Source organism: Martinezella rhizogenes, from assembly GCF_027460065.1.
In the GTDB taxonomy this organism is placed as follows: domain Bacteria; phylum Pseudomonadota; class Alphaproteobacteria; order Rhizobiales; family Rhizobiaceae; genus Agrobacterium; species Agrobacterium rhizogenes_C.
On sequence record NZ_JAPYZZ010000014.1, the window covers coordinates 45520 to 64883 of the forward strand.

The window sequence follows — 19364 nt, forward strand, 5'->3', positions numbered from 1 at the left end:
GCCAGCGAGGCGATGGACGAACAGGACTGACTTACCAATGATCGCGGACGAAAGAATTGTCATTGTGGGTGCCGGGCTTTCCGGCGCGGTCATTGGCCGGGAGCTTGCGCTGGCGGGCCATCTGGTCGACATCATCGATGCCCGCGATCACATTGCCGGCAATTGCCACACCGAACGCGACGGCGAAACCGGCGTCATGGTGCATGTTTACGGTCCGCATATTTTCCATACCGACGACCGGGAAGTCTGGGACTACGTCAACAGCTTTCAGACCTTCATGCCCTACAAGAACCGCGTCAAAACGACGAGCAGCGACCAAGTCTACTCCCTTCCCGTCAATCTGCACACGATCAACCAGTTCTTCGGCAAGAATTTCCGACCCGATGAAGCGCGGAGCTTCATCGAGGAGAAAGCCGACAAGTCGATTACCGATCCGCAGACCTTCGAGGAACAGGCGCTGCGCTTCGTCGGCCGCGATCTCTATGAAGCTTTCTTCAAGGGATATACCGAGAAGCAATGGGGCTGCTCGCCGACGGAACTGCCAGCCTCCATCCTGAAACGCCTGCCCGTGCGCTTTAATTACGACGACAATTACTTCTTCCACAAATATCAAGGCATGCCGGAAAGCGGTTATACTGACATGATCGAGCGCATCCTCGATCACCCCAATATTACGGTAAAACTCGGCACGCGCTTTGACCGCGCGGAAGCGCCGGCCTCCGGACACGTCTTTTACTCCGGTCCGCTTGACGGCTATTTCGATTTCGAATTCGGCCGCCTGGCCTACCGGACGCTCGACTTCGAACGGTTCACCTATGACGGCGACTACCAGGGTTGCGCGGTGATGAATTACGGCGACGTGTCGGTGCCCTTTACCCGCATCACCGAACACAAGCATTTTTCGCCGTGGGAAGACCATGCCGGCTCCGTCTGCTACCGGGAGTTCTCCCGCGAATCCGGCCCGCAGGACATCCCCTATTATCCCATCCGGCTGGTTGAGGACAAAGAACAGCTCGCCGATTATGTGGCGCGGGCCGAACGGGAAGCGTCGGTCACCTTTGTCGGACGGCTCGGGACCTACCGTTATCTCGACATGGATGCGACCATCCGCGAAGCGCTCGACACCGCCCGGCTCTATCTCGCCAGACGATCAGAGGGCGGCTCCATGCCGGCATTTCTGCATTCACCCGTCTGAGACGAATATGGCAAAGAGCGGCCGGTGAAAGCGCAACTTAAGGTTCAGGCAAGCCCGATTGCGTACTCAACATCTGAAAAATGATGGACCTGAGTAACCGATGCTCTTCCGGGGGCTGGGGCAGGAAATCCATCTGTCGAGGCTTGGGCTTTAGGATTTTCCAGACATGACGTCGATCATTGCTTCCCTGAATGTCAATCAGATCAGATATCTCTCGACAGAGGCGGTCGCCGCCTGGACGACCGAGGACGTGGCGTCGCTCTCCACAACGCAGATCAAGGCGCTCTCATCGGATCAAATCGCGGCATTGGATGTGGAGGATGTGAAAGTCCTCAACTCTCAACAGCTAAGCGCCATTTCCCAGGGTGCCATTGTTGGTTTGACGCTCGATCAGCTCAATATTCTCGATCAATACGCCATCAAAAGTCTGAGTGCGAGCCAGGTTTCCGCGCTGACGACCACCCAGTTTCACGCTTTGACGACGGATCAGGCGGAAGCCCTGACCTCCTCCCAGGTGCGCGTTCTCAGCTCAGCGCAACTTGCGGCGCTGAGCGCGGAGGATATCGCAACATTCTCCACCGCTGACATGGCCGCGATTACGGCCAAAGCCATGCCGGGCCTCGGCACGGAGGTGATAGCAGGGCTAACCCCGGATCAGATCGCGGCGCTGAACATTAGCGCCATCGCAAGCCTGACCACCGAACAGATCGCGATCCTGAGCCCGCAGCAGGCCGAAGCCCTGACCCCGACACAGGTGAGGGTGTTGAGCTCGCTTCAGCTCTCTGCCCTCGGAACAGACGATATCGCCACCTTCTCCGCGGCCGACATCGCCGCTATTACCGGCAAGGCCATAGCGGGCCTGAGCACCGAGGCAATCGCGGAACTGACGGCGGATCGCATAGCCGCCCTGAATGCAAGCGCGATTGCCGGCCTGACGACGGAGCAGATCGAGGCCTTGAGCACCGATCAGATCGCCGCCTTGACGACGGCGCAGATTGCCGCACTTAAAACGACCCATATAGCGGCCTTGAGCACGAGCCAGGTCGAAGCCCTGTCACCGTTACAGGTGCGGTCGCTCAATGCCTCGCAACTCGCGGTCCTCAGCGCGGAAGATATCGCGACATTCTCCACCGCCGATATTGCCGCGATCACGGGCGCAGCCATGTCCCGCCTGAACACGGAGGCGATCAGCACTCTGACGCTGGATCAGATCGCCGCGCTGACGACGGCCCAGCTGAACACCCTCAGTTCGGCACAGTTCCAGGCCCTGAGCGCTGGTCAGGTCGAGGCCCTGTCCGCCACTCACATTGCCGCCCTCAGTACCGCCGTGATTGCAAGCCTGACAGCCGATCAGATCGAAGCTTTCAGTACCCGGCAGGTCGAGGCCCTCTCCGCGGCACAGGTGAAGCTGCTGAACTCGACACAAATTGCGGCCCTGAGCCCGGATGACATAGCGACATTTTCAACTGCCGATATCGCGGCGATTGCCGGCAAGGCAATATCGGGCCTGAGCACGGGCGCAATCGCCGCGCTGACCACGGCCCAGATCGCCGCCCTGACAACCGGTGCGATCGCCAGCCTGACAGACGACCAGATCGAAGCCCTGAGCACCAATCAGGTCGCGGCCCTCTCCCCGACTCAGGTGAAATCGCTGAGTTCAACGCAACTCGCTGCCCTGAGCGTGGAGGATCTCGCGACCTTCTCGAGCGCCGATCTCGCCGCGATTGCCGGCAAGGCCATGTCGGGCTTGAGCACGGATGTCATCGCAGCACTGACCGCCACTCAGATCGCCGCCTTCGGCGCCAGCGCGATTGCGGGCCTGACGTCCGATCAGGTCGAAGCCTTGAGCGGCAGCCAGGTCAGCCTTTTGTCCGCCACGCAGATCAAGGCATTGAGTTCGGCGCAGGTCGCAGCCCTGGGTAACGATGTCGCTGCCCTGTCCACCAGCCAGACCGCCGTACTGAGTGCAGCGGGCATCAAGGGCCTGAGCCCGGAACAGATTGCAATCCTGCGCGCCGATCAGGTCTCGGCCTTGACCACGGCCCAGATCGCGGCTCTCAGCTCGGGACAGATAACGGCGATGGGCGCCGGCAACATCGCATCGCTTTCCGTGGCCCAGATTGCGGCCATAAACACGTCAAGCATAACTGGACTTTCAACCGGCCAGATCGCAGCGCTCAGCACCGAGCAGATTTCCAGGCTATCGGGCAGGCAAATGGCAATGTTGAGTGCGGCACAAATTACGGCGCTCAGCACCGAGGCCGTATCGGCTCTTTCAACGGCACAGATTTCCAGCCTGAGCGCCGCGGGTATTTCCGGGTTAAGCAAGCAGCAAGTGGCGACATTCAGCACCGCCCAGGTTGAAGCCCTGACAAGTGCGCAGATCCTCAATTTCAGCTCCATGCATATTGCCGAACTGGGGACGGAAGATCTCGCGAAATTCACCACCAAGGATATCGCTGCGATCAGTTCGAGTGCGATTGCGGGACTGTCGGCGGAGGCCATCGCCTCCCTGACGACTGCCCAGATTGCCGCTCTGAACACGCAAAGCGTCAATGCGCTGAGCACCGCGCAGATTGCGGCCTTGACGACCGCTCAGGTCGAGGCCTTGACCTCCACGCAGGTCAGCGCGCTCACCTCGAAGCAGATCGCCGCCTTGAGCACGGATGATATTGCCACGTTCTCGACCAAGGATATTGCCGCGATCAATTCGGATGCGATTGCAGGCCTCTCCGCGGAGACCATAGCGTCGCTGACGACAGGCCAGATCGCCGCACTGAATGTGAAAAGCATCGCGGCGCTCAGCACCGTGCAGATCGTGGCCCTGACGACGGCTCAGGTCGAGGCGTTGACCACCGTTCAGGTCGGCGCTCTCAGCTCGACACAGGTCGGCGTTCTGAGCGCGGACGATATCGCAACCTTTTCGACGAGGGACATGGCCGCGCTCGGTGCGAGTGCGATCACCGGCCTTTCAAAGGACACCATAGCGTCGCTGGCGGCATCCCAGATCGCCGCGCTGAGCATGGCCGGTATCAGCGGACTGAGCACCGGGCAGATCGCGGCCTTGACGAGCGATCAGCTCAACGTCCTCACTAATACCCAGATCGCCGCGCTCACCTCAAAGCAGGTTGCGGCACTTGATGTGAGCGACATCGCGGCACTTTCGACAGGCCAGATCGCCGCCTTCAGCGCTGCGGGCGCAGCGGGTCTCACCACCGATCAGATCGCCGCCCTGAGTACCGATCAGGTCGGGGCGATGACCAGCGGCCAGATCGCGGCTCTCAGCGCAAAGCAGATCGCGGCTCTGGGCACGGACGACATAGCGACTTTCTCGACCGGGGATATTGCCGCGCTCAGTTCGAATGCGGTTGCGGGCCTATCAAGGGACACGGTGGCATCGCTGACGACAGCACAGATCGCGGCCTTGAGTTCGGCCGGTATCAGCGGGCTGGGCACCGGACAGATCGCCGCGCTGACAAGCGAACAGGTCAACGTCCTCACCAATGCCCAGATCAGCGCCCTCACCTCCAAACAGGTTGCGGCACTTGAGGTCAGCGATATCGCCTCGCTTTCAGCGGCACAGATAGCCTCCATCGGCGCCGCAGGGGTGGCGGGCCTCACGACGGATCAGATCGCCGCCTTGAGCACCAGCCAGGTCGAGGCCTTGACCAGTGCCCAGATCGCAGCCCTGAATTCGAAACAGATTGCGGCTCTCAGCGCCGGTGATCTCGCTATCTTCACCACCGCGGAAATGGCCGCTATCGGTTCTGGCGCGATCTCCGGCCTGCCGGCATCGACCATCGCATCCCTGACGACGGCGCAGATCGCGGCGCTCGGCACAGCGGCGGTGGCGGGCCTGACAACCGACCAGATTGCCGCCCTCGGCACCGGTCAGGTGGATGCCCTCACCAATGCGCAGATCGCCGCCCTCACCTCAAAACAGGTGACGGCACTCAGCGTTTCCGGCATCGGCTCGCTTTCATCAGCCCAGATGGCCGCTCTCAGCGCAGCGGGCGTGGCGGGGCTTACCACGGATCAGATCGCGGCCCTGAGCCCCGGTCAGGTCGAAGCCCTGACAAGTGTCCAGATCGCGGCCCTTAGTTCGAAACAGATTGCGGCCCTCAGTGCCGATGATCTTGATATCTTCACCACCGCCGAAATAGCCTCGATCGGTTCAAGTGCGGTCGCAGGCTTGTCGGCGTCGACCATCGCCTCCCTGACGACCGCGCAGATCGCGGCCCTTGGCACGGCGGCCGTATCGGGTCTTACCACCGAGCAGATTGCCGCCCTCGGCGCCGGCCAGTTGAACGGCCTTACCAACGCGCAGATCGGCGCCCTCACCTCCAGACAGGTTGCGGCGCTCAGCGCGGCCGGCATTGCCGCACTGACGACAAGCCAGATCGCCGCTCTTGACGCCAAGGCTGTCGCGGGCTTGGGCAGCGCCCAAGCCAGTGCCCTGAGCGTCGAGCAGGTCCAAGCCTTATCCACCCGTCAGATAGCGGCGTTGAATTCGGATGCCCTTCACGGACTGTCTACGGACATGCTGGAGACCTTCTCACCGGAGGAACTCGCAGCCATTGGCGCTGGCGCGATAAAGGGGCTCTCCACCAACTTTATCGCCACGCTTTCCACGGCAGAGGTTGCGGCCCTGAGTACGGCGGGCATTTCCGGCTTGACCAGCGAGCAGGTCGATGCTCTTGGCAAGGGCGGGATCGAAGCGCTTTCCACCAGCCAGATCGCCGCACTGAGCTCATCCGGACTGGCCGGGCTGACGATGGAGGACATGGAAACATTCTCCACCGGCGAACTTGCTGCGATCAGCTCAACAGCCATCAGGGGATTGTCCAACACCGTCGTCGCGGCCCTGTCTTCAGAGTCGATAGCCGCTCTGACGACAGGTCAGGTGGCTTCACTGAGCTACGGCCAGATCGCGGCAATGGATGCTGCACAAATCGGCGCATTATCGACATCCCAGGTCAGCGCTCTCAGCGCAAGGCAGGCCGCTGCGCTTGGCGCAGACGACCTCACGACATTTTCCGCCGAACAGATCATCAGCCTGAGTTCAAGCGCGATACCGGGATTGAGCACCAGCACACTCGCTGGCCTCACGGCTTCCCAGGCCGCGGCCTTCACGCCCGGCCAGATCGCCGCCATGACATCGGCGCAGGTGACGGCGTTGAACGGCAGCAAGCCGACAAACAGCTCCGTGCAGGAGATCGCTTCCTTCCTCTCAACCACCGACGCGACGCCTTCGGCGCAAGACAATACGGGCAATACCAACGGATCGGTCGAGACGTCGACCACAGCGCAGGACGCGTCCAACGTCGCCTCAGCCATCCTGTCTTATCTTGATGTCTGAGCGGTCCTTCCCCTGACACAGCGGACAGGATTGTTCGCGAAACGCTAAAAAAGGAAACGGGCGCCTCCGCAAGGGACGCCCGTCAATGAATTCGACTAGCCTTGAGAACGATCAGCGTCCGTGCTGCTTGCGCCATGCGGCAAAGGCGACCTGATGCTCGTCTTTGGTGCAGGGGTAAAGGCCGATGATCGTCTGGCCTGCCTTGACCTGTTCCACCACGAAATCTTCGTAAGCCGTCATTTCCACTGCTTCCGTCGCCACTTCATCGGCGATACCGGCGGGGATGACGATGACGCAATCCGCATCGCCGACGATGATGTCGCCGGGAAAAACCGGCGCGTCGCCGCAGCCGATCGGGCCGTTGATCTCGATCGCTTCGTGTTTGGTGAGGTTGGTCGGGCTGGAGGGCCGGGTGTGGTAGGCCGGAATATCCAGCTCGGCAATGGTGGCCGCATCCCGGAAACCGCCATCGGAAACGATGCCCGCACCACCGCGAACCATCAGGCGCGTGACCAGAATATCGCCCGCCGAGGCGGCGGAGGGATCCTTGCGGCTGTCCATGACAAGCACATGGCCGGGCGGGCAGGTTTCGATGGCGACGCGCTGCGGATGGGCGGGATTGCGGAATTCCACCAGCTGGTTGCGATCCTCGCGGGCCGGCATGTAACGCAGGGTAAAGGCCGGGCCGACCATATTCTTGCCCTTGTAACCCAGCGGGCGCACGCCCTGGATGACCTGGTTGCGCAGGCCGCGCTTGTAAAGCGCCGTCGCCAGCGTGGCGACGGAAATCGTCAACAGTTTTTCGCGCGTTTCATTGTTCATATCTGTCTCCCAATGGCCGGATAGATGCGTTTCAAGTTCTGTGAATGGGCTCATCGATAAAAATGCCGCCCTGATATTTCGCGATCGCAGCCTCCGGGTCGGGGCGCGGCACATCACGTTCGATTTCCGCCCGGTAGCGTGCGGCATTGTCGCGCCGCTGCCAGCCGAGAAAATCGACATGGGAATTGTCCCACCAGCTGTCGTCATTGGCCGAAACACCCCAGATGACCGGGCATCCGAGCTTCGGCACGCGGAATGTGGCCTCGATCAGCGAGACGAAGTCGCCATAGCTGAGCCAGGTGGACAACATCCGCCAGTTGGAGGGTTTTTCTTCGCAGGAGCCGATGCGGACAATCGCCGTCTCCTGGCCGAATTTGGAATGGTAGAGGCTCGCCATCGCCTCGCCGAAAATCTTCGAGACGCCATAAAGACCGTCCGGCAGAAAGGGCGTCTCAGGGGCAAGCTGCTCACCCTGCGGATAATAACCGATCGTGTGGTTGCTGGAGGCGAAAAGAATGCGCGGCATGCCGTTCAGCCGTGCCACCTCATAGAGATTGTATACCCCACGCAGATTGGCCGCCTCTATCGGGTCAAACGCCCTCTCGACGGATACACCGCCGAGATGGACGATGCCGTCGCAACCCTTGACGAGATCGTGCACCGCCTGCTCGTCTTCAAGCGCGCAGGAAACGAGTTCCTCGTGAGGTGCGGCCGAACCGAGGTCAACGACATCGGAAAGGCGGATGGTCTCGGCGACATGGCCAAGCCGTCTGCGCAGCATGCTGCCCAGCTTGCCGCCGGCACCGGTGATGAGCAATCGCTTCAACATTTCGCGTCCTTAGAAAATATCGGGCTCGCCGGCGGTGCGGCCGAAATCCGTCTGCAGGAAGTCGAAGTCGCAACCCTGATCGGCTTGGGTGACGTGCTTGGAGAAGAGATAACCGTAACCGCGTTCATAACGTGGTGCAGGCGCCTGCCAAGCGGCACGCCTGCTGGCGATTTCTTCTTCGCTGACCAGCATGTCGAGGCGACGCTGCGGCAGGTCGAGGCGTACGATATCGCCGGTTTTCAGGAGCGCCAGCGGGCCGCCGACGAAGCTTTCCGGCGCAACGTGCAGCACGCAGGCGCCATAGGACGTGCCGGACATGCGGGCATCGGAAATACGAAGCATATCGCGATGACCCTTTTTGATCAGCGCCTTTGGGATAGGCAACATGCCCCATTCCGGAAAGCCCGGACCGCCGAGCGGACCGGCATTACGCAGCACCAGCACATGGTCGGGCGTTACATCAAGATTCTCATCGTCAATGGCGGCTTTCATCTCGGGGTAGCTGTCAAACACCAGCGCCGGGCCCTCATGCACATGCAGTTTTGGATCGCAGGCCGCTGGTTTGATGACGGCGCCGTCAGGGCAGAGATTGCCACGCAGCACCGCAAGCGAGCCTTCCGCATAGACCGGATTATCGAGCGAGCGGATGACGTCGTCATTATAGACCTTCGCACCTTCGAGATTTTCGCCCATGCTGCGGCCAGTCACGGTCAGTACGGAACAGTCGAGACGAGTTTCCAGCTGCTTCATCAGCGCCCTCAGGCCGCCGGCATAAAAGAAATCCTGCATCAGATAGTCCTTGCCGGAGGGGCGGACATTGGCGATGAGCGGCGTAACGCGGCCAAGCTCGTCCAGCTCGTCCAGCGTCATCGGCACACCAGCGCGACGCGCCATGGCGATCAGGTGCACCACGGCATTGGTGGAACAACCCGTCGCCATCGCGACGATGGCGGCGTTGCGGAAAGCTGCCGCCGTCAGGATATGGTCCGGTGTCAGGTCTTCCGAAACCATCTCGACAATGCGGCGGCCACAGGCTGCGGACATGCGCTGATGTTCGGAATCGACCGCCGGAATTGAAGAGGCGCCGGGCAGCGTGATGCCAAGTGCGTCGGCAATGGCCGTCATGGTCGAGGCCGTGCCCATTGTCATGCAGACACCGGCAGAGCGGGCGATGCCGCCCTGCACGCCACGCCATTCCTCGTCCGTGACATTGCCTGCGCGGCGCTCATCCCAATATTTCCAGGCGTCCGAACCGGAGCCCAGAACCTTGCCGGCATAATTTCCGCTCAGCATCGGGCCGGCGGGCAGATAGATCATCGGCACACCGGCGGAGATCGCACCCATGACGAGGCCCGGCGTCGTCTTGTCGCAACCACCCATCAGCACCACGCCGTCGAGCGGATGGGAGCGGATCATCTCCTCCGTCTCCATTGCCAGCATGTTGCGGTAAAGCATCGATGTCGGCTTGGTGAAGCTCTCGTCCACAGAGAGCGACGGCATTTCGACCGGGAAACCGCCAGCCTGCAACACGCCGCGTTTCACATCCTTCACCCGTTCAGGGAAATGCGAATGACAGGTATTGAGCTCAGACCAGGTGTTGAGGATACCGATGACGGGCTTGCCGACAAAATCCTCCTCCGCATAACCAAGCTGCATCATGCGCGAGCGGTGGCCGAAGCTGCGCAGGTCGTCAGGCGCGAACCAGCGGTCGGAACGGAGTTTTTTATCGGTCATGTCAATGGTCCTGCGTTACGGGTTGCGCCTAGGGCTGTCAGTCCTGCCGGAGCGTCAGCCCGCTCGTCGTGTCGAAAAGATGGATGTGTTCCAGCGGCACCGACAGGCGGATGACTTCGTCCGCCGATGTCGAGGTCTGGCCGGAAAGATGCAGCGTCACCCGGGTGCCATCCCCGAGGGTGCCGTAAAGATAGGACTCGCCGCCCAGTTGTTCGGCGGTGCGCACAGACATGGTCAGTGCGCCTTCGCCACCGGCCTGCACATGGTTTGGACGGATACCGAGTGTCACTTTCTGGCCGGGCTTGTAGGCAAAACCGGTCCGCGGCAGGGGGATGAGTTCGCCGGTGGCGATCTTCAGGGACGGCGTTGCGTCCGACGTTACTTCGCCGGCAAAGAAGTTCATCTTCGGGGAACCGATGAAGCCCGCCACGAAGAGATTGGCCGGGCGGTTATAAAGATCGAGCGGCACGCCGAACTGTTCGAGCTTGCCGGCGCGCAGAACGGCGATCTTGTCGGCCATGGTCATGGCCTCCACCTGATCGTGCGTGACATAGATCATGGTATTGCCGAGCCGCCGGTGCAGGCTGGAAATCTCGCCGCGCATATCGACGCGCAGCTCCGCATCGAGGTTGGAAAGCGGCTCGTCGAAAAGGAACACACGCGGCTCGCGCACCACGGCGCGGCCGATGGCGACGCGCTGACGCTGACCACCCGACAGGTCCTTCGGGCGACGCTCCAGCAGCTGGTCGATCTGCAGCATCTTGGCGACCTGGCTGATCTTCTCGGCGATGTCCTTCTTGGGGGTGCCGATATTCTCAAGTCCGAAGGAGAGGTTTTCGCGCACGGTCATATGCGGGTAGAGAGCATAGGACTGAAAGACCATTGCAAGGCCACGATCCGCGGCCGGCACGGTATTGACCACGTCGCCGCCGATGACGATATCGCCGCCGCTCAGTTCCTCGAGACCCGAGATCATCCGCAGCAGGGTGGACTTGCCACAGCCGGAAGGGCCGACGAAAACGCAGAATTCGCCGTGCTTGATATCGAGATCGACACCCTTGATAACATCGAGGGCACCATATGTCTTTTTGACCTGACGAAGCTGAATACTTGCCATTGTCGTGTTTCCTCCCTGAGGATTATTTGCCGCCCGTCGACGCAATGCCGGTGGCGATGTATTTTTGCAGGAACATGAAGACCAGCGCGATCGGGGCGAGTGTCAGCACCGTCATGGCCAGAAGGTTGCTCCATTCCGTCGTCATCTCCCCCTGGAAGGAGTTGAGCGCCAGCTGCAGGGTGAAGTTGTCGTTGCGGGTCAGCACGATCAGCGGCCAGAGGAAGTCGTTCCAGCGCCACATGATAGCAAGGATCGCCAGAACGGCGAGCGCCGGGGCCGACAGCGGCAGGATGATGCGCCAGTAGATCTTCCATTCGCTGGCCTTGTCCATGCGCGCCGCATCGAGGATTTCGTCCGGGATCGTCAGCATATATTGCCGGAGCAGGAAGACGCCGGTGGGCGTCGCGGCGCCCGGAATGATGACGCCCCAGAGACTGTTGATCATGCCGAGCTGGCTGGTGATGAGAAACAGCGGCACGAGCACGACGGTCTGCGGGATCATCAATGTGCCGACGACCAGCGCCAGCACCACACCCCTGCCCTTGAACTCGTATTTCGAGAGCGCGAAGGCCGCCATGGAATTGACGATCAGCATGATGAGGGTGGAGGTCACCGTGATGAAGGTCGAGTTCCAGAAATAGAGAGGGAAATTGAAACGCTGGAAAAGCTCGGTGTAGTTTTCCGTCGCAAGCGCCACTTTTTCGGCCGGCTTCAGCTCGTTGAACTGCATTTTCAGCACTTCCGCTGGCTTGGCGGGATCGACCACCTGGGCCACGAGGCCGATGCGTCTGATCATGCCGAACGTGCGACCGTCCTTGTCGACATAGGCCGGCAGCGGCGCCGCCTGCCCATCCACAACAACGGTCTCCTGGCTATAGGGCAAAAGGCGCGGCGGGAAGCGCTGGAGGTCGGCTTCCGTCTTGAACGATGAGAGCACCAGCCAGACGACGGGACCGAACATCATCAGCACGGCCACGCCAAGATAGGCGTAGGACAGCCAGTCGGTCCAGTGCAGCTTGCCGTTGCGGCCGCGGGTACGGGTCAGAAATGCGCCAATCCTAGCCATCGACCTTGCTCCTGTTTGCCCGGAATTGCAGGGCGGTCAGCACCACGAGAACCACGGCGAGCAGCAGCGAAGCGGCAGCCGCGAGGCCGAAATTGCGGGGCGTCCCGGCAAAGCCGGTCTGATAGATGAACTGAATGATGAAGGTGGTCGCCGAACCCGGGCCGCCACCCGTGAAGGCAAAGACTTCATCGAAGGTCTGCACGCCCTTGATGAGCGACAGGACGAGAACGACGAGCATGGTGGGAGCAAGCAGCGGCAGGGTGATGCGCCGGAAGATGCGCCACGGGCTGGCCTTGTCGAGCTGCGCCGCCTCGTAGACATCACGCGGGATCGCTTGAAGGCCGGCAAGAAGAATGAGCGTATAGAAGCCCATATGCGCCCAAACCGACAGGAAGACGGACCAGCCGAAGGCAAGATTGGCTTCAAGCAGCCAGTCCACCGAGCCGAGGCCGAGCCCCTCCATCGCCGCATTGAGAACGCCGAAACGCTGGAGAATCCACTTCCAGATCAGCGCGACCACGACGGGCGACAGCAGAACCGGGAAGAAGAACACCGCGCGGAAAAAGCCGCGCGCCCGGATATCGCGGTTGAGCACGACGGCCGTGATCAGTGAAAAGCCGACCATGAAACCCACCTGCAGCACGACGAAGAACAGCGTGTTCCAGACGGAGCGCCAGAACAGGTCGCGCTGACAGGAATTGGGATCGAGGTAATTCTGACAGGAGAGAAGGACCGAAAAGTTTTCGCCGCCCACGGAAGGGCGCTCCGAAAGCAAGATATGTTCGCTGCCGGTCACGGAATAGGCCATGTTCAGCGCGATCGGCAGAAAGGCGAAGACCGCGAACAGGATCAGGTTGGGCGTCAGAAACACCCAGGCGATCCGCCGGTGGCCAAGAACCTTCTGCAGGAAGGCAAAGGGCAATTCGACGATGCCCATGACGGGCGCAAGAAATTTATACATGAGGGTCCTCCTTCGATCCGGCGCGGCGCGGCATGCGCCACGCCGGAAGGCGATGGATCACTTCGCCTGTTTCAACGCTTCCTCAAGGTCCGTCTTCGCACGGGCCATGGCTTCATCAACGGTGCTTTCACCGACGATGGCCTGCGTGATGCGTTGGACGGAAATGTTGAACATGGCGCGGTTGTTCTTGTAGCCCTGATAGGCATAGGCAATCGGGCTGAGGCCGGGGATCTGATCGAGCCAGGCATTCATGGCCTTCTGCGTCGCAGGCGTTGCACCGGTATAGGTCACGCCCTTGTCAGCCACGGACTTGTTGGCCGGAACGTTGCGGGTGCGAACTGTGAAGTCGAGATAATTCTCATCCTGAGCAAGGAAGTTCAGGATATCGGCAACGATCTTCGGGTTCTTGGTCTGCTTGAAGCCGACGACGCCGGTTCCACCGGGCATGCCGGTGCAGGCAGCACCGCCGCAGGGCTGCGGCACGACTTCCCAGTCGAAGGCATCACCCACCTGGCTGTCGAAACGCGCGGTCTGCCAGCTGCCCGAGTAATAATAGACGAGCTGGCCGTTGATGAATTCCTGTGCGGCGTCCCGATAGGTATTGCCGCCCTGCCCGGCCCAGACGTCACGCGCCATGGTGCCGTCCTTGTTCCATTCGACGAATTTCTTCACGAAGGTCGTGAAGCCTTCATCGACGAGAATGGGCTTACCATCGGCGTCGAAAATCTTCGCGCCGTAGGAAATGGCCGGGCCGGCAATACGGTGGCCGGAACGGTCGATTGCCATCGGATAGGGCGTGCCGGTTGCCTTGGCGACGGCATTAGCTGCCTTTGCCCAATCGTCCAGCGTCGCATCCTTGCCGGGGACGGCCACATTGGCCTGATCGAACAGGGTGCGATTGATGAAGGCGCCGGTGATGGTGAGCTGGGTATGCATGCCGTAGATGCCCTTGTCGTCAGGGCCGCTGCGGTACCATTTCAGCACGTTGGAGAAGTTGTCTTCCCAATATTTCGCGTCCACATAGGGCGTGAGATCGAGATAATAGCGGTTGAGACCGCCGAGGTCGGTCACCGTCGCGAAATCAGGGCCGCTGCCGCCGGCGAGCTGAACGGGCAGGCCTTCCAGCAGCGCCTTATAGGGCACGACGTCGGTGACGATCTTGACGTCCGGATGCTGCTTTTCGTAACGCGAGAGAATGTCCTTGAGGATTTCGCAGCCGTTTCCGTCATAAGCGCAGGTGAAGCGCACTTCCTGGGCCGCCTGCGCGGCACCGGCAAAGGACGCCGCGCCAATGGCGAGCGCCAGTGCCATGCTGTATTTTCTGGTCATCTGGTTTCCTCCCTTTAGATGATTATGCGTTGGCGGATGCGCGCGGAGCCCAGCCCTTGATCCACTCGCCTTCGGCGGCGTCGGACAGGCGAACCGGCTTTCCTTCCCGGACCGAGCGATAGATGGCGGTGACAAGTTCGATGGACTGCAAGCCGTCATTAACGGTCACTTCCTTGCCGCCGCGTCCTTCCATCGCGTCGGCAATGGCTTCGACAAAACCGGCAAAGCCGTTTTCGCCATCGGCCACCGTTGCCAGAACGGCGTCGATCTGGTCCTGCGTCGTCGGTGCACGGGCGATGAAACGCCATGTATCTTCAGCCGGGCGATAGGGCAGCGTGCCGCTTTCGGCGGTGAAACCTTCAAAGCAGAAGCGCAGGCGCGACGTGTCTTCGGCGGCACCGAGTGTAACAGAACTCGTCGCCAGGGCACCGCTTTTCATGCGGAAGCTGAGGGCTGCGCAGTCTTCGGTTTCGATCGTGTTGACGCGCGTATCGGCCATCGCGAAAACTTCTTCGATCGGGCCGAGAACGTGGCAGAGAAGATCATGCGCGTGGATGGCGTGGCCAAGGATCGCGCCGCCGCACTCGCCCTTCCACGTACCGCGCCACGGAATGTCGTAATAGCTGGCGCCACGGTTCCAGTGGACTTCCGAGCTCGCGACGAAGGCCTTGCCGGCAAGACCGGCGTCGATCAGCGCGCGCAGCTGCCGCATGGCCTGTCCAAAACGGTACTGGAAGACCGGAAACACGCCGCGGCCGGTCTTCTTGACGGATTCGATCAGCGCATTTGCTTCCTCGAGCGAACGGACGAGCGGCTTTTCGCAGACCACGTCCTTGCCCGCCGCATGCGCCTTCAGCGTCACGGGGAAATGCAGGTGCGGCGGCAGGCAGACGTCGATGAGCTGGATGCTCTCATCTGCCAGAACCTCGTCGAGATCGGTGGTGAGGCGGATGGAGGTATCGTCACCAGCAACAGAGCGGGCGCGCTCCAGGTCGAGATCGCAGATCGCCTTGACGACGAAGCGCTTCGGCAGGGCCCGATAACCGCTCAGATGCTGGGCGCCGATACCGGCGCCAATGATGGCAACACCGATCATTTCGATGCCCCCTCAGCCTTGGCCTGTGCCTGCAGCGACAGGTCGCAGACCTTGAAGACGTGCTCCTGCGTCATCGCCGTTTCGGTGCGGTTGCGGATATCGTCGCAGATACGGGCGAAATAGGGCAGACCGGCATCGGAAGCGTCGATGTACTCGCAGCGGTCGCCGTTCACGAGAACGAGGCGGTCCGTGCCTTCGGTGTTGCCGACATCCACATATTTGCGCAGTTCGATGTAACCCTCGGTGCCGAGGATGGTCAGGCGGCCGTCACCCCAGGTCGGCAGCGCATCCGGCGTATACCAGTCGACGCGGATATAGCCGTGGCCCTTGTCGCCGCGCAACACGACTTCGCCGAAATCCTGCAGGCCCGGATCGCCGGGGTTTGCATAGTTGGCAACGGTGGCGGCCACGATCTCCACTTCAGTCGAGCCGGTGAAGAACATGAACTGATCGATCTGGTGGCTGGCGATATCGGTGATGATACCGCCGTAGGCTTCGCGCTCGAAGAACCACTTCGGACGGATCTGGCGGTTCAGGCGATGCGGGCCGAGACCGACGGTCTGGATGACGCGGCCGATGGCGCCCTGCGCGACGAGTTCAGCCGCCTTGGTCACGCTTGGAACTTCAAACCGCTCGGAGAAATCGACGGTCCAGATGCGCTTGGTCTTTGCCACGGTCTGGCGAAGGCGATCAAGCTGTTCGAAGGTGGTGCAGCCGGGCTTGTCGGACATGACATCCTTGCCGGCTTCCATGGCGGCAATCGCGAGATCGGCACGCTTGGACGGAATATCGGCGATGACGACGAGATCGATGCTGCCATCTGCCAGAAGCGCTTCTTTCGATGCTGCGCGCGGCACATCCGGGAAGCGCTTGACGAAGCCTTCCACGACATCCGGTTCACCTTCGGTCCACCAGCCGGCAAATTCCGCGCCGGCGTCCAGCAGGTTCTGGGCCATGCCGAAAATGTGCCGGTGCTCTATGCCAAGAGCGACGAACTTGATTGCTTTAGTCATCCTGCAGTTCCACTTCCTTGCCGGTATCGGCCGAGTTGATGATCGCGTCGATCAATCTGTGAGACAAAAGAGCCGCTTCACCGGTGACGACCGGCGGGCGTCCTGAAGAGATGGCGTCTGCGAAATCCTCGAAGACGCCCTGATGCCATTCATGCGTGAAAGCCATGGGGTCGGCACCGCCGCCCGTGCCGGCGGCCGCGCCACCAAAAGTCTCCTGCCGGCCATCGCGCCAGTCGACATGCAGCAGGCCGGAGGCGAGCCGCAGGCTGGCATTGTCGAAATGCAGGAGGATCGATTCCGCCGCGCCGGGGAAACTCGCGGTGCTCGCAACGAGCGAACCGACGGCGCCATTCTTGAAGCGCAGACCGGCAGAAACATAATCCTCGGTTTCCATGCGGTGAAAACGCGTCGTGGCCGCCATGGCCTGAACCCGTGCGACCGGCCCCGTGAGGCTCAATGCCAAATCGATTGTGTGGATTGCCTGGGAGATCAGAACACCGCCGCCATCGCGCGCAAGCGTGCCGCGGCCGGGTTCGTCGTAATAGGATTGGGCGCGCCACCATGGCACGGAAATTTCGCAGAGACCAAGCGCCCCGAGCGTACCGCCGTCGACCAGTTCACGGGCTTTTTGCGATGCCGCCCGCATGCGGTGCTGGAAGATGATGCCGAGCGTAACGCCCGCGTCGCGACAGAGGGCGACGAGACCATCGGCTTCCTCAGTGTTACGGGCGACGGGCTTTTCCATCAGAATGTGTTTGCCGGCTTTCGCAAGCTGTCCGACGATATCGATGCGGGCATTTGGCGGCGTCGCGATGATGGCGAAATCGACATCCGCATCGCGCGCTGCATCTTCGATCGAAGAATAAACCGCAACTTCGTATCCGGCGTGCTTCGACGCTTCGGCGGCCAGCGCCTTGGCGCGGCCGGAACTGCCATCAACGATGCCCTTCAGACGAATTTTTTCCGGACTTGCCGCACAGGCGAGCACATGCGTCTTCGCCACCATTCCGGCACCAACGATGACGCAGGTCTTGATATTTTGCATTTCGGGAGCCTCCTTCCCAATGCGCGATCAATTGCATACCGGTATGCCGGTTGTCAACAGACTTGTGTTCCGGTATACCGGTTATGAAAACGCTGGAGGGTATATGCCGAAAATTCCCGTGACAGGCGGCACCGTGCCGACGATGGAGCGACTGGACCTCAACCGTCCGGTCGTCGACCAGATCTATTCCGCGCTGAAATCCGCCATCCTTTCGCGGGAGCTTTTCCCCGGTCAGGCGGTCTCGGAAAACGAGATCGGGCAATCCTTCAGTTCCAGCCGCACCCCGGTGCGTGAGGCGCTCAGCCGGCTGAGAGACGACGGCCTGATCGTAACCTTGCCAAGCCGCGGCACCTATGTTTCGAAATTATCGGAAAAGCACATCCGCAGTGCGCAGTTCATCCGCGAGGCGCTGGAGGTGGCTGCCGTTGGCAGGTTGTGCCAGATCGGCATTACGCCGGAAGCCGAACAGGAGATCGAACACGCCCTGAGCGGCCAGCGCGCGGCCATGCACAGGGGAGACCGAAAGGCCTTCCGGGTGCATGACGACCAGTTCCACAGCGCGCTTGCGGCCGCGACGGGATTGGAAAGACTGGAGACCCTGCTGATCCGCGAAAAGGCCGGACTTGACCGCCTGCGTGCGCTCGCCATCACCGACGAGGCGCATATGGCGCGACTGCTTTCCGAACATGAGGCGGTGTACAGCGCGGTCAAGGCCGGGAACGAAACCCTCGCGGCCGAAGAATTGCGCAAGCACCTGAGGCGCGTCCTCGGCATTCTCTCGCAGGTCTTCGAGAACCACCAGGACTATTTCGAATAGGCTGCGGTATCATTTCAACGGTTTGAGCATCATGAATACGGCAAATCCCGAACAAGCCCTTGCCATGTCGCAGGCAAAACTTCTGTGCGACACGATGAGCACGCTGGCGGAATCCCCTGTTTGGGACGAGCGGCGGCAGGTGCTTTTCTGGTGCGATATCCTCGGCAAGACGGTGCGGTCCGCAGCACTTGAGCCCGGCCGATATCGCGAATGGCCGTTTCCTCACACGGTGTCGAGCCTCGGGCTTTGTGAAAATGGCGATCTCGTCGTCGCCTGTGGCATGGATATCGTCATCCTCGATCCCGATAGCGGCAGGACGCGTCTCCTCCACTCCATTCCGGCGCCGGAGGGCATTCCCTGCCGACTGAATGACGGCCGTACCGGCCCCGACGGCGCTTTCTGGGTAGGAACCATGCACAATGTTCCGCTCTCAGAGATGAAGCCTTACGGCGAACTTTGGCGGATCACCGCAAAGAACGCCAAGCGCATGCAGACGGGACTGACATGTCCGAACGGTCTGGCTTTCTCCCCTGATCGTTCCATCATGTGGCAGAGCGATTCCGTGCAGAAGTGGATACGCAGGCGCAATTTCGACAGAATAAACGGTCTGTTCGACGAGGGTGTTCTGGTAGCAGAGATGACGGAAGAAACGGGACGGCCCGATGGCGGCTGCGTCGACAGCAGCGGCACCTATTACAGCGCAGGCGTTTCCGCCGGCTTATTGAATGTCTTCGCAGAAGATGGCGGCAAACAGACCGCCGCGATGAAGATGCCCGTGCCGCACCCGACAATGCCCTGCTTCGGCGGACCCGATTTCAGCACTCTTTTCGTCACCTCGCACCGCCACAACATGTCGGCGGAACGGCTCGAACAGGCACCGCTCTCGGGCGGCGTGTGGATGATCCCGACACAGGCAAGAGGATTTGCACCCTTCCGCTTTGATGTGGGTTGACGCTGGCCGTCCAACCCCTGCCGGGGAGC

Annotated in this window: 14 protein-coding genes; 4 read left to right on the forward strand and 10 right to left on the reverse strand. The window is 61.2% G+C overall.

The window, feature by feature from the left end:
* Positions 1-37 precede the first annotated feature (37 nt).
* Complete coding sequence (gene glf / locus O8B93_RS19765) at positions 38-1195, forward strand: UDP-galactopyranose mutase (RefSeq protein ID WP_269711604.1); 1158 nt, start codon at positions 38-40, stop codon at positions 1193-1195.
* Between the two features lie 166 nt (positions 1196-1361).
* Positions 1362-6554 (forward strand): beta strand repeat-containing protein, encoded by a 5193-nt coding sequence (locus O8B93_RS19770; RefSeq protein WP_269711605.1) that lies wholly within the window; start codon positions 1362-1364, stop codon positions 6552-6554.
* A 111-nt stretch (positions 6555-6665) separates the two neighbouring features.
* Here the strand turns inward: O8B93_RS19770 and O8B93_RS19775 are convergent, their stop codons facing one another.
* Genes O8B93_RS19775 through O8B93_RS19820 form a run of 10 tightly spaced genes read right to left on the reverse strand, consistent with a single transcriptional unit; the run spans position 6666 to position 17566 of the window.
* Complete coding sequence (locus tag O8B93_RS19775; RefSeq protein ID WP_269711606.1) at positions 6666-7376, reverse strand: ribonuclease activity regulator RraA; 711 nt, start codon at positions 7374-7376, stop codon at positions 6666-6668.
* Positions 7377-7407: 31 nt separating this feature from the next.
* Positions 7408-8205 (reverse strand): NAD-dependent epimerase/dehydratase family protein, encoded by a 798-nt coding sequence (locus tag O8B93_RS19780; protein WP_269711607.1) that lies wholly within the window; start codon positions 8203-8205, stop codon positions 7408-7410.
* Between the two features lie 9 nt (positions 8206-8214).
* Positions 8215-9939 carry an L-arabinonate dehydratase gene (gene araD, locus O8B93_RS19785; protein WP_269711608.1) on the reverse strand — a complete coding sequence of 575 codons (1725 nt, stop codon included), beginning with the start codon at positions 9937-9939 and terminating at the stop codon, positions 8215-8217.
* 37 nt (positions 9940-9976) lie between these two features.
* Positions 9977-11056, reverse strand: a complete 1080-nt coding sequence (locus tag O8B93_RS19790; protein ID WP_269711609.1) for an ABC transporter ATP-binding protein — start codon at positions 11054-11056, stop codon at positions 9977-9979.
* Between the two features lie 22 nt (positions 11057-11078).
* A complete protein-coding gene (locus O8B93_RS19795; protein WP_174010922.1) occupies positions 11079-12122 on the reverse strand; it encodes a carbohydrate ABC transporter permease in 1044 nt (347 codons plus the stop codon).
* Complete coding sequence (locus tag O8B93_RS19800; RefSeq protein ID WP_006313660.1) at positions 12115-13083, reverse strand: carbohydrate ABC transporter permease; 969 nt, start codon at positions 13081-13083, stop codon at positions 12115-12117. Before O8B93_RS19800 ends, O8B93_RS19795 begins: the two co-directional genes overlap by 8 nt.
* 57 nt (positions 13084-13140) lie before the next feature.
* Positions 13141-14412, reverse strand: a complete 1272-nt coding sequence (locus O8B93_RS19805) for an ABC transporter substrate-binding protein (RefSeq protein WP_269711610.1) — start codon at positions 14410-14412, stop codon at positions 13141-13143.
* 22 nt (positions 14413-14434) lie between these two features.
* On the reverse strand, positions 14435-15508 hold the full coding sequence (locus O8B93_RS19810) for a Gfo/Idh/MocA family protein (RefSeq protein WP_269711611.1): 1074 nt from the start codon (positions 15506-15508) through the stop codon (positions 14435-14437).
* Entirely contained in the window at positions 15505-16521 is a 1017-nt protein-coding gene (locus tag O8B93_RS19815; RefSeq protein ID WP_269711612.1) for a Gfo/Idh/MocA family protein, read from the reverse strand. Before O8B93_RS19815 ends, O8B93_RS19810 begins: the two co-directional genes overlap by 4 nt.
* A complete protein-coding gene (locus O8B93_RS19820; RefSeq protein WP_269711613.1) occupies positions 16514-17566 on the reverse strand; it encodes a Gfo/Idh/MocA family protein in 1053 nt (350 codons plus the stop codon). Before O8B93_RS19820 ends, O8B93_RS19815 begins: the two co-directional genes overlap by 8 nt.
* Before the next feature lie 103 nt (positions 17567-17669).
* Between O8B93_RS19820 and O8B93_RS19825 the strand changes: the two genes are divergently transcribed.
* Both O8B93_RS19825 and O8B93_RS19830 read left to right on the forward strand, forming a co-directional pair.
* Positions 17670-18383, forward strand: coding sequence for a GntR family transcriptional regulator (locus O8B93_RS19825; protein ID WP_269711614.1), 714 nt, complete (start codon positions 17670-17672; stop codon positions 18381-18383).
* 31 nt (positions 18384-18414) lie between these two features.
* Positions 18415-19335 (forward strand): SMP-30/gluconolactonase/LRE family protein, encoded by a 921-nt coding sequence (locus O8B93_RS19830; protein WP_269711615.1) that lies wholly within the window; start codon positions 18415-18417, stop codon positions 19333-19335.
* The last annotated feature ends 29 nt before the right edge of the window (positions 19336-19364 follow it).

Coding starts and splice junctions, on each gene's coding strand:
- glf (WP_269711604.1), top strand. CDS start 38: ATGATCGCGGACGAAAGAATTGTCATTGTGGGTGCCGGGCTTTCCGGC.
- O8B93_RS19770 (WP_269711605.1), top strand. CDS start 1,362: ATGACGTCGATCATTGCTTCCCTGAATGTCAATCAGATCAGATATCTC.
- O8B93_RS19775 (WP_269711606.1), bottom strand. CDS start 7,376: ATGAACAATGAAACGCGCGAAAAACTGTTGACGATTTCCGTCGCCACG.
- O8B93_RS19780 (WP_269711607.1), bottom strand. CDS start 8,205: ATGTTGAAGCGATTGCTCATCACCGGTGCCGGCGGCAAGCTGGGCAGC.
- araD (WP_269711608.1), bottom strand. CDS start 9,939: ATGACCGATAAAAAACTCCGTTCCGACCGCTGGTTCGCGCCTGACGAC.
- O8B93_RS19790 (WP_269711609.1), bottom strand. CDS start 11,056: ATGGCAAGTATTCAGCTTCGTCAGGTCAAAAAGACATATGGTGCCCTC.
- O8B93_RS19795 (WP_174010922.1), bottom strand. CDS start 12,122: ATGGCTAGGATTGGCGCATTTCTGACCCGTACCCGCGGCCGCAACGGC.
- O8B93_RS19800 (WP_006313660.1), bottom strand. CDS start 13,083: ATGTATAAATTTCTTGCGCCCGTCATGGGCATCGTCGAATTGCCCTTT.
- O8B93_RS19805 (WP_269711610.1), bottom strand. CDS start 14,412: ATGACCAGAAAATACAGCATGGCACTGGCGCTCGCCATTGGCGCGGCG.
- O8B93_RS19810 (WP_269711611.1), bottom strand. CDS start 15,508: ATGATCGGTGTTGCCATCATTGGCGCCGGTATCGGCGCCCAGCATCTG.
- O8B93_RS19815 (WP_269711612.1), bottom strand. CDS start 16,521: ATGACTAAAGCAATCAAGTTCGTCGCTCTTGGCATAGAGCACCGGCAC.
- O8B93_RS19820 (WP_269711613.1), bottom strand. CDS start 17,566: ATGCAAAATATCAAGACCTGCGTCATCGTTGGTGCCGGAATGGTGGCG.
- O8B93_RS19825 (WP_269711614.1), top strand. CDS start 17,670: ATGCCGAAAATTCCCGTGACAGGCGGCACCGTGCCGACGATGGAGCGA.
- O8B93_RS19830 (WP_269711615.1), top strand. CDS start 18,415: ATGAATACGGCAAATCCCGAACAAGCCCTTGCCATGTCGCAGGCAAAA.